This window comes from Escherichia sp. AM3, from assembly GCF_032029835.1.
Taxonomy (GTDB): domain Bacteria; phylum Pseudomonadota; class Gammaproteobacteria; order Enterobacterales; family Enterobacteriaceae; genus Escherichia; species Escherichia coli.
The window spans coordinates 1-331 of the sequence record NZ_JAVUPQ010000745.1; the positions used below are offsets into that span (position 1 = coordinate 1).

Annotated in this window: 1 protein-coding gene; it reads left to right on the top strand. The window is 58.9% G+C overall.

The genetic code is table 11. The features are described from left to right. Positions 1 to 331 (top strand): aminotransferase class IV (locus RTW80_RS28165; protein ID WP_312721406.1); only part of this gene is annotated, 331 nt, incomplete at both ends.

Genomic DNA, 331 nt, shown 5'->3' on the forward strand with positions numbered 1-331 from the left:
CGAAGGCGCGGGTGAAAACCTGTTTGAAGTGAAAGACGGCATTCTGTTCACCCCGCCATTCACTTCGTCCGCGCTGCCGGGCATCACCCGCGACGCCATCATCAAGCTGGCAAAAGATCTGGGTATCGAAGTGCGCGAGCAGGTACTGTCCCGCGAATCCCTGTACCTGGCTGACGAAGTGTTCATGTCCGGTACCGCGGCTGAAATTACGCCGGTGCGTAGCGTAGACGGCATTCAGGTGGGCGAAGGCCGCTGTGGCCCGGTCACCAAACGCATTCAGCAAGCCTTCTTCGGCCTGTTCACCGGCGAAACAGAAGACAAATACGGCTGG